This window comes from Soonwooa buanensis (assembly GCF_900167905.1).
Classification (GTDB): domain Bacteria; phylum Bacteroidota; class Bacteroidia; order Flavobacteriales; family Weeksellaceae; genus Soonwooa; species Soonwooa buanensis.
The window spans coordinates 1-13,804 of the sequence record NZ_FUYZ01000014.1; the positions used below are offsets into that span (position 1 = coordinate 1).

At 34.5% G+C, this 13,804-nt stretch carries 11 protein-coding genes; 4 read left to right on the forward strand and 7 right to left on the reverse strand.

What is annotated here, in order from left to right; genetic code table 11:
* Nucleotides 1-157: 157 nt before the first annotated feature.
* Nucleotides 158-844 carry a T9SS type A sorting domain-containing protein gene (locus B5X62_RS14525; RefSeq protein WP_079668209.1) on the reverse strand — a complete coding sequence of 229 codons (687 nt, stop codon included), beginning with the start codon at nucleotides 842-844 and terminating at the stop codon, nucleotides 158-160.
* Between the two features lie 141 nt (nucleotides 845-985).
* Here B5X62_RS14525 and B5X62_RS14530 point away from each other — a divergent pair, with 141 nt between their 5' ends.
* Entirely contained in the window at nucleotides 986-2,971 is a 1,986-nt protein-coding gene (locus tag B5X62_RS14530; RefSeq protein WP_079668244.1) for a urocanate hydratase, read from the forward strand.
* Between the two features lie 146 nt (nucleotides 2,972-3,117).
* On the opposite strand, the gene B5X62_RS14535 is transcribed toward B5X62_RS14530, so the two are convergent.
* Nucleotides 3,118-3,894: a LuxR C-terminal-related transcriptional regulator gene (locus B5X62_RS14535; RefSeq protein ID WP_245797208.1), complete on the reverse strand. Its 777-nt coding sequence runs from the start codon at nucleotides 3,892-3,894 to the stop codon at nucleotides 3,118-3,120.
* A 148-nt stretch (nucleotides 3,895-4,042) separates the two neighbouring features.
* Between B5X62_RS14535 and B5X62_RS14540 the strand changes: the two genes are divergently transcribed.
* Entirely contained in the window at nucleotides 4,043-4,669 is a 627-nt protein-coding gene (locus tag B5X62_RS14540; protein ID WP_144038400.1) for a hypothetical protein, read from the forward strand.
* Between the two features lie 86 nt (nucleotides 4,670-4,755).
* Here the strand turns inward: B5X62_RS14540 and B5X62_RS14545 are convergent, their stop codons facing one another.
* The 5 genes from B5X62_RS14545 to cls form a co-directional block, all read right to left on the reverse strand.
* Entirely contained in the window at nucleotides 4,756-5,412 is a 657-nt protein-coding gene (locus B5X62_RS14545; RefSeq protein WP_079668211.1) for a rhomboid family intramembrane serine protease, read from the reverse strand.
* Nucleotides 5,412-8,027 (reverse strand): DNA gyrase/topoisomerase IV subunit A, encoded by a 2,616-nt coding sequence (locus tag B5X62_RS14550; protein WP_079668212.1) that lies wholly within the window; start codon nucleotides 8,025-8,027, stop codon nucleotides 5,412-5,414. The genes B5X62_RS14545 and B5X62_RS14550 overlap by 1 nt, the downstream gene beginning before the upstream one ends.
* Complete coding sequence (locus B5X62_RS14555) at nucleotides 8,027-8,521, reverse strand: hypothetical protein (RefSeq protein WP_079668213.1); 495 nt, start codon at nucleotides 8,519-8,521, stop codon at nucleotides 8,027-8,029. The genes B5X62_RS14550 and B5X62_RS14555 overlap by 1 nt, the downstream gene beginning before the upstream one ends.
* A gap of 23 nt (nucleotides 8,522-8,544) precedes the next feature.
* Complete coding sequence (locus B5X62_RS14560) at nucleotides 8,545-10,404, reverse strand: DNA topoisomerase IV subunit B (protein ID WP_079668214.1); 1,860 nt, start codon at nucleotides 10,402-10,404, stop codon at nucleotides 8,545-8,547.
* A gap of 104 nt (nucleotides 10,405-10,508) precedes the next feature.
* The gene (cls, locus tag B5X62_RS14565; protein ID WP_079668215.1) at nucleotides 10,509-11,972 is read right to left on the reverse strand and encodes a cardiolipin synthase; all 1,464 of its coding nucleotides are present in this window, start codon (nucleotides 11,970-11,972) and stop codon (nucleotides 10,509-10,511) included.
* A 233-nt stretch (nucleotides 11,973-12,205) separates the two neighbouring features.
* Here cls and B5X62_RS14570 point away from each other — a divergent pair, with 233 nt between their 5' ends.
* A complete protein-coding gene (locus B5X62_RS14570; RefSeq protein ID WP_144038401.1) occupies nucleotides 12,206-12,583 on the forward strand; it encodes a hypothetical protein in 378 nt (125 codons plus the stop codon).
* Nucleotides 12,584-12,711: 128 nt separating this feature from the next.
* Entirely contained in the window at nucleotides 12,712-13,794 is a 1,083-nt protein-coding gene (locus tag B5X62_RS14575) for an efflux RND transporter periplasmic adaptor subunit (RefSeq protein ID WP_079668217.1), read from the forward strand.
* Nucleotides 13,795-13,804 lie beyond the last annotated feature (10 nt).

A 13,804-nucleotide genomic window follows, 5' to 3' on the forward strand; every position in this document is an offset into this window, starting at 1 on the left:
TTCTTGTTACAAATCTAAAGGAGTAAAAATCTGAAAGATTTTGTATCGAGAAGTTTTAATGATAAGAAAATTAACTTGTTTTCGATACAGTTTTCTGCGAAAACCACTCAAACTGACGTTAATCTTCTTATCCCGAACTCAGGTTATTTTAATAAAACTAGTCTTTAATAATTTTAAATGACTTATTATCATTGATCTTAACAAGGTAAGTTCCAGACTTATATTTAGACATATCAATGTTTAAACTTTTGGAGTTTTGATTATTAAGTTCAAAGATTAATTTCCCAGACAAATCAAAAATCTGAATCGTTGATATATTCGTTTGATTTTGAATATTTAAAACATTTTTCACAGGATTTGGACCAAAAGAATACTTCGATAGATCTTTATCGTTTGTCGACAATTTAGCTTCTTTAAAATGAATTTCTTCAAATGTTGGCGAGCCAATTGTTAGTGTTTTCTCAGTTCCATTATTTTGGACATAATAGTTGTAATTAGTACCAGCTTTAAAAAAACTACATAACAAATTAAAAAATTGGTCGACTTGTCCATTATCATATGGGTAACTCATAAGCGTACAACTTTTGTTATTTGTCGTAAAAACATTCTGTCCACTAAAGGTTACATCAACATAAACAGAATTAAAAAAAGTTATCACAAAGTTTTGTGAATTTTCATCAAAATGAGAGCTATTTTGACCAGTCATTGGTGGCGAGAGTAACTGTGGAAAGAATTCACTTTTGTATTCTGTAATTTCCCAGTTGGTATTTAATAAATCTTGATTTTGTGCTAAAGAAAAAGCACCAATCATTAGCGCTAACGGAAAAAATAGTTTTGTTTTCATAATATTTCGTTTTATTTTTTATTGTTAAAATTAATGATAAAAAACTAACATATTACAGATTATTGTTTTACTTGCTTTGTATTTTCAATTTTGAATATCTTTAAAACTTTAAACATTGAACTTTATAACGATAAAACTTTGATGACATTTCAAGAACAAATAAAACAAGGGATTCCATCCGAACTTCCTCAACCAAAAGCTTACGAACCCAATATCAATCACGCTCCGAAGCGTAAAGAAATCTTGACCGACGAAGAAAAGAAATTGGCTTTACAAAATGCGTTGCGTTATTTCGAACCTCAGTTTCATGCTACTTTAATTCCTGAATTCAAGAAAGAATTAGAGGATTTTGGAAGAATTTATATGTATCGTTTTCGTCCCGATTACGAGATGAAAGCCCGTCCGATAACCGATTATCCAGCGAAATCTCAACAAGCTGCGGCGATTATGTTGATGATTCAAAATAATTTGGATTATGCCGTGGCGCAACATCCTCACGAATTGATTACATACGGTGGAAATGGTGCGGTCTTTTCAAATTGGGCGCAATATCTTTTGACAATGCAATATTTGTCGGAAATGACGGACGAGCAAACTTTGGTGATGTATTCTGGACATCCGATGGGACTTTTCCCTTCGCACAAAGATGCGCCGAGAGTTGTGGTAACCAACGGAATGATGATTCCAAATTATTCAAAACCTGATGATTGGGAGAAATTCAATGCGTTAGGTGTTACTCAATACGGCCAGATGACTGCGGGAAGTTATATGTACATTGGTCCGCAAGGAATTGTGCATGGAACGACGATTACGGTTCTGAATGCCTTTAGAAAAATTAATAAATCGCCAAAAGGAGGACTTTTTGTGACTTCTGGATTGGGTGGAATGTCGGGAGCACAGCCAAAAGCTGGAAATATTGCTGGTTGTGTAACCGTTTGTGCTGAGGTTAATCCTAAAATCACGAAAATTCGTCACGACCAAAAATGGGTCAACGAAATCCATGAAAATATGGGTGAATTGATTGAAAGAGTGAGAAAAGCTCAGGAAAATCAAGAAACCGTTTCTTTAGCTTACCTTGGAAATATCGTTGATGTTTGGGATAAATTTGCGGACGCTGGTTTGAAAATCGATATCGGTTCCGACCAAACATCGTTGCACAATCCTTGGGCAGGTGGTTATTATCCAGCTGGAATTTCTTTTGAAGAATCCAATGCGATGATGGCTGAAAATCCAGAATTGTTCAAAGAAAAAGTTCAGGAAACTTTGAGAAGACATGCTGCAGCGATTAACAAACATACTGAGAAAGGAACCTATTTCTTTGATTACGGAAATGCCTTTTTATTGGAAGCTTCGCGTGCAGGAGCGGATGTGATGTCTGCAACTCCAAGTTTGGGAAGAGAGTTTAAATATCCTTCGTATGTTCAAGATATTATGGGACCAATGTGTTTCGATTACGGTTTTGGACCGTTTCGTTGGGTTTGCACAAGCGGAAAACCAGAAGATTTACAGAAAACAGATGATATTGCATGTGCGGTTTTAGAGGAGATGATTCAGAATTCTCCTGCTGAAATTCAGCAACAGATGAAAGATAATATCCAATGGATAAAAGGTGCACAAGAAAATAAATTGGTGGTAGGTTCTCAAGCTCGAATTTTATATGCAGATGCAGAAGGAAGAATGAAAATTGCGGAAGCCTTCAACAAAGCCATCAAAAATGGTGAAATTGGAGCGGTAGTTTTGGGAAGAGACCATCACGATGTTTCGGGAACGGATTCTCCGTATCGTGAAACTTCTAATATTTATGACGGTTCGAGATTTACTGCAGATATGGCGATTCACAACGTGATTGGAGATAGTTTCCGAGGAGCCACTTGGGTTTCTATCCACAACGGCGGTGGCGTTGGCTGGGGCGAAGTGATTAATGGTGGTTTCGGAATGTTATTGGATGGAAGTGATGATGCCGATAGAAGGTTGAAATCTATGCTTTTCTGGGACGTTAACAACGGAATTTCCAGAAGAAGTTGGGCTAGAAACGAAGGCGCTATTTTCGCTATCAAACGTGCTATGGAAGCTGAACCAAATTTAAAAGTAACGCTACCGAATTTGGTGGATGAGAGTTTGCTTTAATTAAAATTTTAAAAATATTATTAAACCAAAAGAGTTCTAAACTTCAATAAAAAAGGCTATCGAATATTGATAGCCTTTTTAGATTTTAGATTTTATCCTATATCTTAAAAGTCATTTTTTATAAAAGTTTAAAAATTAAACTTTAGTCAAATCCAACCTAACTTAATCGATTTACTAACCAACTCTAACGCAGACTTAACCTCCGCTTTTTCCATAATGTTGCGCTTGTGGGCGTTAACCGTGTGGAAACTAATAAACAATTCATCGGCAAGCTTTTGCGTAGATTTCCCTTCAATAATTCCTTTGATAATGTCGCGCTCCCGTCGCGTGAACAAATCGTAAGATTTTTGCAAATTAAGCCCCTTAATATTATAAAAAGAAGGTCGTCCATCGATACCAATTATCGAAAAGCAAGGTTCGCCATCGCGCTTTATATGCGTAATATCCGTATGCAAATGGAAACTATGATAGATGTTTTCTTCATCATAATCTGCCATAATGTATTGCACCAAAATACGTTTGTAATTGTTATCTTTCGTTTTTAGTCGGACATCGTACTGAAATTTATAAAAAGGAAACTCAGAAGCCGTTATCGAATTAAGAAACTTCGTTATTTTGTCTTCGATCCCAAGAAAAATTCCTTTATCGTCAGGATGAATGATACTCAGTAGAAGTCCAGAATCCATTTCTGCAGGTGTGTAGCCCAAAACCGTCTGTACTTCGGCACTTACATTAGCGACATCACCATTTACAAGGTTAAAAATCAAGTAATAATAATCTCCAACCTGAAAAATATTTAACATTTTTTTGTACTGATCGATACGTTCTAGCAAAATTTCGGTACTGTCATTGGCGTGGTTATGGATAAGCGTTTTCCATAACTTCCTTGCAGAAAGCAATAGTTTTTCATCTTTATCGTTCATGGTTTTAGTTTTGTGTTTTGAATAAAATTAAATAAAATCAGTTAATCGGCAATGTATTTTTTACATTTTAATTAGTTTAATAAAAAAAAACAATTAACTGTATTTAACTTTAAAAAAGAATAAAACTCTAAGGTTTAAATATTAAATTATGAAAATCTCCATTCCAAAACCATGTCATGAGAACTGGGATCAAATGACACCCGCCGAAAAGGGAAAATTTTGTGGTATTTGTAGTAAACATGTGACGGATTTAACCACAATGTCTGATGATCAAATTATAACCGAATTACAATCTAACACCGACATCTGCGTTATTGCGAACCACTCTCAAATGAATAGAAATTTAGAATATTCTTTTATAAATTCATTATTTTCAAAATTTGCGCTTGGGGTTATTTTGACCTCTGCTGGAATTGTAAGTATTAATGCTCAACAAAAAGGAAATCAGCAAAATACAAAAGGAGAAGCAACACATATTAGCTCTAACAAAGACACTAACAATGTTCGTGTAATGGGCAAAATGGCTTATATTCCTCCTAAAAAAGATACGATTAGAAAGCCTTTCCGCCTTGGGAAAATTGCGGCTTATCCTGATAAAAACAAAGCTAACCCAATTTATGTTTTGGACGGAATTATCGTTGATGAGAAAAAAGTTAAAGATCTAAAACCTAGTAATATCGAAAAAGTGGAAGTTCTAAAAGGTGAAAAAGCGAAAAATAAATATGGCGAAAAAGCTAAAGATGGTGTCATTGTAATCACCTCGAAAAAGAAATAATTTAAAATAAAAAGGCTACTTCAGATTTGAAATAGCCTTTTTTTATTAATTATAATTCGAAAACTAGCTAGCTTGAATTATTAAAGTTAACCAATTTTTTTCTTTGCAAAAATTTGATAAGCTAAATAAACCAGCGGTAAAGACATTATTCCTAAATACATCGCATTTTCAATGACTAAATCTAAATGGAAAACAATCGCGTACAACAAGCCGAAACCTGCACCACCCAAATGCGCCGCATGACCAAGATTATCCCATTGTTTTGGATTTAACATCATATAAACAGAATAGGCAAAATACAAGGCTCCAAATATGTAACCAGGAATCGGCAACGGAATAAACATAATACCTATGCCAATATGTGGATACGCCGCAATTGCTGCAAACAAAATCCCCGAAACACCGCCACTAGCACCAATTGCCGAATAATAACTTTGATGTTTATAAATATACAAACTGAATAAATTTCCTAATAAAATTGATCCAAAATACACCACCAAAAATCCGATTTCTCCAAATGCTGACATCACAATCGGCGCAAAGAAATACAGCGTAAACATGTTGAAAAACAAGTGCATAAAGTCGCCATGCAAAAAGCCCGCTGACAACAATCGGATATACTCTTTTCGAGATTGGATCGCACCTACATTGAATTTATACTTTTCAAAAAAAGCTTGATTTTGAAATCCGTAAATACTGATTCCGCAAGTGATGACAATTAAAGCTAATAGTAATGGTGGCATTATTCTTCGTTATTTTCTGGTTCTGAGTCTTGATCTCCTTCTGGTTCATCAAAAAGGTCTCCAATGGTTCCACCTTCGTCAAACTCTGCCGAATTGACAGCATTTGCATCAAACTCCTCCTCCACTTCTGGTTCTTCAACCGGCTCAGGAATAATGATATTGATGTTTTTAACTTTATCTTTTATAAACTGATTCCCCATCGCTTTGATGCCTTTAACAGTGATAAATTCGTCAAGGTTGATGCTTTCTGCTTCTTTTTCTTTTCCAGTTTTATCTTTAGCAAAATTAATTTCCGCAATGCAGCCATCGTTAGTCCCAACAAATTCTATAAAAGATTTTGGATGTTCTGACGGCATAAAGGTCTGTACACTTGGCGTATTTTCGAACAAGAAACGTTTGATGAAATAAATTGCTTTTTCTCCATCAAAATAAATACACGTCACAGCTTGCTCAGGTTTCCATTTTTCTAAAATTAAATATTCATCATCAAAACGATTACTCAAATCAAATGACACCAATTTGGCTTCGCCTTGCGTATTAATCGTCAAGATTTTATCTTCACCCTTAAAACTTCCTAGTAAAGTTCCGCGTCCATCTGCATTAAGGCGGCGCACACTTTCATCAAACCAAATTTTTCGCGGTGCTAAAGTAGAAACGCCTTCCTCTTTTAAATCAACTTTTTTAACCGCATATTTTGTCACCAAATTTCCACGAGAATCACGACCTTTAATCGCTAACTCAGAAAAATCAACTTCAATTCTATTTTTACGGATACGTGCATTCGGTTTTAATAATACCGAAACAACTTCTGCTTCACCATTAGGATTTGCTGAAAAATAAAGCACTTCCGAACCTCTTTTATCAGAAGCTAATTTATAATCATTGGCTCTAATAACACCTGTCACCGCAAAACGCTTCATATAATATGGACCTTCTTTACCTTCACGATAAATCATGTTGTAAACGGTACGCTTATCATTCTTTTTCCAAATACCAACGTGCAAAATATTCTTACCAACAAAAGTTTTACTTTCAACTTTAGTGACTTGCATGCCGCCATCTTTTCGGAAAGTGATAATATCGTCAATATCCGAACAATCGAAAACATATTCGTCTTTTTTAAGCGAAGTTCCAATAAAGCCTTCTTCCCAATTGACATAAAATTTTTCGTTGGCTACAGCAACTTTCGTCGCATCTATTGTATCAAAAACTCTTAGTTCTGTACGACGTTCTTTGTTCTTCCCAAATTTCTTTTGGATGTTTAAAAAATAGTCAATCGCATAGGTCACCAAATTTGCAAGATGATGTTTAACTTGCTCGATTTTACCTTCTAAAGAAGCAATATTTTCTAAAGCTTTATCTTGGTCATAACGCGAAATCCTCATGAATGGCAATTCGGTCAATCGAATAATATCCTCGGTTGTTACCGCTCGCATCAAATGTTTAGTAAAAGGTTTTAAAGCTTTATCAATTGCTGCGTACACTTCTTCTTTGGAAGTTCGGTTTTTAATTTCTTGGTAAATTTCGTTTTCGATGAAGATCTTCTCAAGTGATGCGAAATGCCATTTCTCCTCCAATTCGCCAAGCTCAATCTCAAGTTCGAGTTTTAAAAGAGAAACTGTATGATCGGTATTTCGTCTCAAAATTTCTGAAACCGACAAAAACATCGGCTTATCGCCAACAATAACACAGGCATTCGGCGAAATCGCCACTTCACAATCCGTGAAAGCATACAACGCATCAATCATCTTATCTGGCGAAACATCATTCGTCAAATGAATGATAATCTCAACCTTATCCGATGTATTGTCTTCAATTTTTTTAATTTTGATCTTACCTCTTTCATTGGCTTTGATGATGCTATCAATAAGGTCGCCCGTATTTTTAGAAAAAGGAAGTTCTGTAATGCAAAGTGTATTTTTATCTTTTTGAATAATTCTGGCTCTAGCACGCAATTTTCCACCACGATGTCCATCATTATAATTGCTAACATCCAACATTCCACCTGTTAAAAAGTCTGGAAAAATATCGAACTTTTTACCTTTAAGATGTGCTATGGAAGCATTAATTAATTCATTAAAATTATGAGGCATAATCTTCGTCGAAAGACCAACACCAATACCTTCCGCACCTTGTGCCAACAACATCGGAAATTTAACAGGAAGATCAACTGGCTCGTTGTTACGACCGTCATAAGATTTTACCCAATCTGTTGTTTTCGGATTAAAAACAACTTCTAGCGCAAAAGGCGTCAAACGTGCTTCGATATAACGCGCAGCCGCCGCAGAATCTCCAGTAAAGATATTCCCCCAGTTACCTTGTGTATCGATCAATAACTCTTTTTGACCAATCTGCACCATTGCATCTGTAATCGACGCATCGCCGTGCGGGTGATATTTCATCGTATTACCAACGATATTTGCAACCTTATTGTAACGACCATCTTCCAACTCTCGCATCGAGTGTAGAATACGTCTTTGTACCGGTTTGAAACCATCAAAAACCGATGGAATCGCACGATCCAAAATTACATAAGATGCATAATCTAAAAACCAATCTTTATATAATCCCGAAACTTTTTTCAGGCTTTCTTCTTGATAATTATTCTCTTCCATTATACTGTTTCGGTAACCAATTGGTTTTCTTCTTTATTAGTCTTTAAAACCTTTCGTAATGATAGTTTTAAGTCTTTAACTTCTTTATTCCTTAGATAGGAAATGTCGTATTTTAAATGTAAATGATGGTTCTTTTTACTATGTATCGTTATAAGAAGTTTTTTAATAAAAATCAAATTCACAACTTCAAAATTCTGCAATTTATACTTAGGAAATTCATCTTTTTTTTGATCTTTAAAAAAAGGGACAATACTGTAATTGTTTATCGTTAAGGTTTCGCCATCGCTATCATATTCAAAAATATGCTTACCTCGACTCCAATACAAAATCCCTACAAAAACAGGAATTACAATAAGAAGGTAACTTTCCCAGCCTAAAAAATCAATCTTATAACGCTCGACAAAAAATGCTACTATCCCCAAAATAATCCCCACAAAAAGTATAGTTTGGATAAAACTATATATCGGAGTTTTCTTTTTATTACTTAATCTCATGAAAAACAAAGACTTTATTAAACCTATTTTTGATCAATATCATCATTTTCTACAACAAGATTATCCAAAATGAATAACTGTCTTTCGGGCGTGTTTTTTCCCATATAAAATTCTAAAAGTTGCTCAATTGTTTGGTCTTTACCCAAAACAACTGGCTCCAATCGAATGTCTTTTCCTATAAAATGTTTGAACTCGTCAGGTGAAATCTCTCCCAAACCTTTGAATCGTGTGATCTCAGGGTTTTTTCCAAGTTCGTTAAGCGCTCTAACACGCTCTTCTTCTGTATAACAATATCTCGTTTCTTTTTTATTTCTTACCCTAAACAAAGGCGTTTGCAAAATAAATAGATGTCCATTTTTAATAACATCTGGGAAAAATTGCAAGAAAAATGTAATCATCAACAATCTAATGTGCATACCATCGACATCGGCATCGGTTGCGATAATCACGTGATTATAACGCAAATCTTCCATACTTTCTTCGATATTAAGAGCCGCTTGTAACAAGTTGAACTCTTCATTTTCGTATACAATTTTCTTTGTTAAACCATAAGTATTTAGTGGCTTACCTTTTAATGAAAATACCGCTTGAGTTTCTACATCACGAGACTTTGTAATCGATCCCGAAGCCGAATCTCCCTCGGTAATAAAGATCATTGTTTCGGCCTTACGAGCTGCCTTTTGATCATTATAATGATGACGACAATCTCTCAGTTTTTTATTATGGAGTGACACTTTTTTTGCACGCTCTCTCGCTAATTTCTGGATACCAGAAAGCTCTTTTCTTTCACGTTCAGAAATTAAAATTTTTCTCTGGATAGCTTCCGCAAATTCTGGATTCTTATGTAAAAAATTATCTAATTTACTTTTTAAGAAATCAATTATAAAAGTACGAACCGTCGGTCCATTTGGTCCAACATCGTTAGAGCCAAGTTTAGTTTTAGTTTGAGATTCAAATACAGGTTCTTCAACATTAATGGAGATAGCTGCAATAATCGATTTTCTAATATCTGACGCATCAAAGTTTTTATTGAAAAACTCACGAATGGTTTTAACATAAGCTTCTCGAAAAGCATTAAGGTGCGTCCCTCCTTGCGTTGTATTTTGTCCGTTAACAAACGAAAAATAAGTCTCTGTTTGCGACTTGTCAGAATGCGTGATGGCAACTTCTATATCATTATCTTGCAAATGGATAATTGGATAAAGGATTTCGCCTTCTAACTCCTCATCCAAAAGGTCTTTCAATCCATTTTCGGAATAGAAAGTTTCACCATTGAAAAGAATTTTCAGTCCTGGATTAAGATATGCATAATTGCGAAGCATTCTTTCGATATACTCTTTTCTAAATTTAAAATTTAAGAAAATATCTGCATCAGGCACGAAGGAAATTTCGGTACCATTTCTGTCCGAAGTTTCTTTTTCTTCATGGTTTTCAGTAATTATACCACGCGAAAACTCGGCAACTTTCATCTTCCCATCACGGAAAGATCTCACTTTAAAATATCCAGAAAGTGCGTTAACCGCCTTTGTACCAACACCGTTAAGACCAACAGATTTTTTAAAAGCTTTGCTATCGTACTTACCTCCGGTATTCATTTTAGAAACAGCGTCAACCACCTTCCCCAACGGAATTCCACGTCCAAAATCTCGGATAGAAACCTTGCCTTCATCAACTTTGATTTCGATTCTTTTCCCAGATTTCATACGGAATTCATCGATAGAGTTATCGATAATCTCCTTCAGCAAAATATAAATACCATCATCCGCCGATGAGCCATCTCCCAACTTCCCGATGTACATCCCAGGACGCAGTCGAATGTGCTCTTGCCAATCGAGGGTTCTGATATTGTCTTCGGAATAATTAACTGTGTTATTTTCTACCATATTATAAGCTCTCGCGCCACTTTTAGTCTTAATTTCTAAAAAATTTTGACACTCTTTACAAAAATAAAGATTAAGTTTTAGAATTGAAAATTATTGTTAAAAAATCATAATAATGGTGAGAACAAACGCGCCAAATGTTCGAAGAAAGATTTTAGTTTTGGTCGCGCTTTCCAGTCTTTTAAAAATATCTCTTTAGACTGTTTTAAATCTTCAAAATAACTGGCAGCCAATTTTTCTGTAATAATCTTATCATACACCATGGTATTAACTTCAAAATTGAGTTCTTGACTTCTCACATCCATGTTTGCAGTCCCAACAATTGATAAATCATCGTCAACGACAATCGTTTTCGCATGTACAAAACCTTTTTCGTAAAAATATATTTTGACGCCAGACTCTAATAATTCTTCATAATAAGAATAGGCAGCCGCATTAACAATCATCGAATCTCCCTTTGCAGGCACCAGCAATCTGACATCAACACCAGAAAGAGAAACTTGCTTGATAGCCTGCAACACAGGCTCTACAGGAATAAAATATGGTGTGGTAATAAAAACCCTTTTGGTTGCAGAATAAATTGCGGAAACTGTAGACATCATAATTGCTGGTTTGGTGTCTGGTCCACTCGCTGCAACTTGGATAATTTGATCCCCGTCAAAATCTGAATAATTAAAATAAGAGGCATCAATTTCCGGAACTTTTTTAGTCGAAAACAGCCAGTTACTCAAGAATAAAAACTGATAATAAAACGTACCTGTTCCTTTAATATAAAGATGCGTATCGCGCCAAAACAACTTGTCAGGGTTATCATTAACATACTTTTGCGAAACATTGATGCCGCCTGAGAAAACCTCGCGTCCGTCAACAATAATTATCTTACGGTGATCGCGATAATTAACCCGATTAGCAAACAATCGGAACGTAATTTTGTTAACAGGATAAAGCTCAACACCTGCAGCTTTTAATTCATTTTTAAGAGATTTTGATAATTTACCACTACCAAGATCATCGTAAAGCATCCTTACAACGACATTATTTTTAGCTTTTTCGATTAAAATATTACTAAGTTCTCGTCCAATATAATCGTCTTCAAAAATGTAATATTCTAGATGAATATGATGTTTTGCAGATTTTAAAACTTCAAAAACTTTAGGGAATTTTTCTTCACCATTTATTAATAATTCGACAGTATTACTATCTGTAAGCGGAGATTGCGTCGCATTGAACAAAAATGAAAAAGTCGAAAAATACTTTTGCAATTCCTTCTGATGCGATTCCAAAACTTTATGATGAGAGCTTTTGATAAATTTTTTAATATCGTCATAAATCTTCTCATTTCGTTCCACTTTAAAATCATAAAACTTATTCTTGCGATAATTAACACCAAAGAAAAAATAAATTAAAATACCAATAATGGGTAAAAAAATGATTAATAAAAGATAAGCTAAGGTCTTACTCGTGGTTTTGGTATCGGTAATAATCTTTGCAGAAAGTAAGATTATACCTGCGAAATAAAGAGTTTCGAGAATTAATATTAAAATATGATGTTGTTCTAGAAATTCTTTCATAACCAAGATTTGAAATTAAAAGTAAGAAAATTAACTTTAGAAATATAAAAAGATGACTACAAAATTATTTATAAATACTTCAAAATAAGATATCAATATTTAAAAATATTAATATCTGTACCTTTTAATTCATTTAAAAAATTTTATCAAAAACTCTCAATCTTAAAATATCATTAAAATTTTATTATTAGCATTTTTTTAACACTTTGTGAAGTAATTTTGCAATGAGAGAAATGAAAACTTTTTTTGTGTACATATTAACAGCTTTGCTGCTACTTTTCTGTGTAGAAAGCAAATCTTACAAAGTTGATGCTGCCAATTTTGGGCAGACATCGCATACACACACGTCAAAAACTCAACATCTCAACAAAAGCTTAGACAAGTCCGCGAAACATAATCAATCTGAAGATAACTTCTCTATTGTTGATACCGAAACGGATTTCAATCTAGAATTAGATGTTGACAATTTGTTTGTTTTCGCTAATATTCTTGGGATTTCAAGTCTTCTTGCTTTATTTTTCAAATCGATTCGTAAGAAAGAAATCTTTTCACAAGATTTCCATTTTCATCATGTTAAAACATTTATTCTTATTCAGTCTTTAAGAATATAGAATTTCATTTTATGATTATTGATTTTTAAATAAATCTTCAATATCATTATTAAATTATTACTCGACAAATAATAATTTAATAATTCGATTAGACCAAACTTTTTTACCCACAATTTTAATATCAAGTTATGAAGAGAGTCGCATCATGCGTTGCTCTAAGCGCTATCTTGTTGTTAGCAAGTTGCAACAACAAAAAAGAAGAGAAAGAAGAAACTGCAATCTACCCAACAACTACGGCTGTTAAGATGGATACAGTGATTACTAAAGAATTTGTTTCTCAAATCCGCTCCGAAAAAAATATCGAAATACGAGCGCAAGAGAAAGGTTTTTTACAAAATATTTACGTCGACGAAGGTCAATATGTGCATGCTGGACAGACCTTGTTCCGTATCATGCCTCAAATCTACGAAGCTGACGTTATGAAAGCAAAAGCCGAAGTTGCACAAGCCCAAATCGAGCTACAAAACTCCAGCACACTTGCTAATAACAATGTCGTGTCGCCTAACGAAAAAAGAATGGCAAAAGCAAAGCTAGATGCTGCAAACGCAGAACTTAGATTAGCGCAAACGCATCTATCATTCACTACGATTAAAGCGCCTTTTTCTGGAATCATTAATAGACTTCCTCTTAAATTGGGAAGCTTGGTAGACGAAGGCGATTTGCTGACAAGTCTTTCTGATAATGGTGGAATCTACGCCTATTTTAATGTGTCAGAACCTGAATATCTTAATTATCAGATGCATTCTGGCGAGCGTGGTAACGACATCGTATCGCTAACGATGGCGAATGGTGAAACCTATCCTGACAAAGGAATTATCCAAACTATTGTGGGAGAATTTGACAGCGAAACAGGAAATATAGCTTTCCGTGCAAAATTTCCTAACACAAAAAGTATTTTGAGAAACGGACAGACAGGAAAAGTGCAAATGACGCTTCCTTTACACGATGCCTTAATTATTCCGCAAAAAGCAACCTACGAAATCCAAGATCAAATCTACGTTTTCGTGGTGGACAAAAACGGAACGGTAAAATCTAGAAATATAAAAGTTGCCTACGAGCTTCCTGATATCTACGTTGTGGCTTCAGGATTGACAACTAGCGACAAAATCCTTCTAGAAGGTGTACAAAAAGTGAAAGATGACCAAAAAGTAAAAGTGAAATTCGAAGATCCTAAAAAAGTGCTGAGTTCATTAAAACTTCAGGCTAACTAAAAAAGAGTTC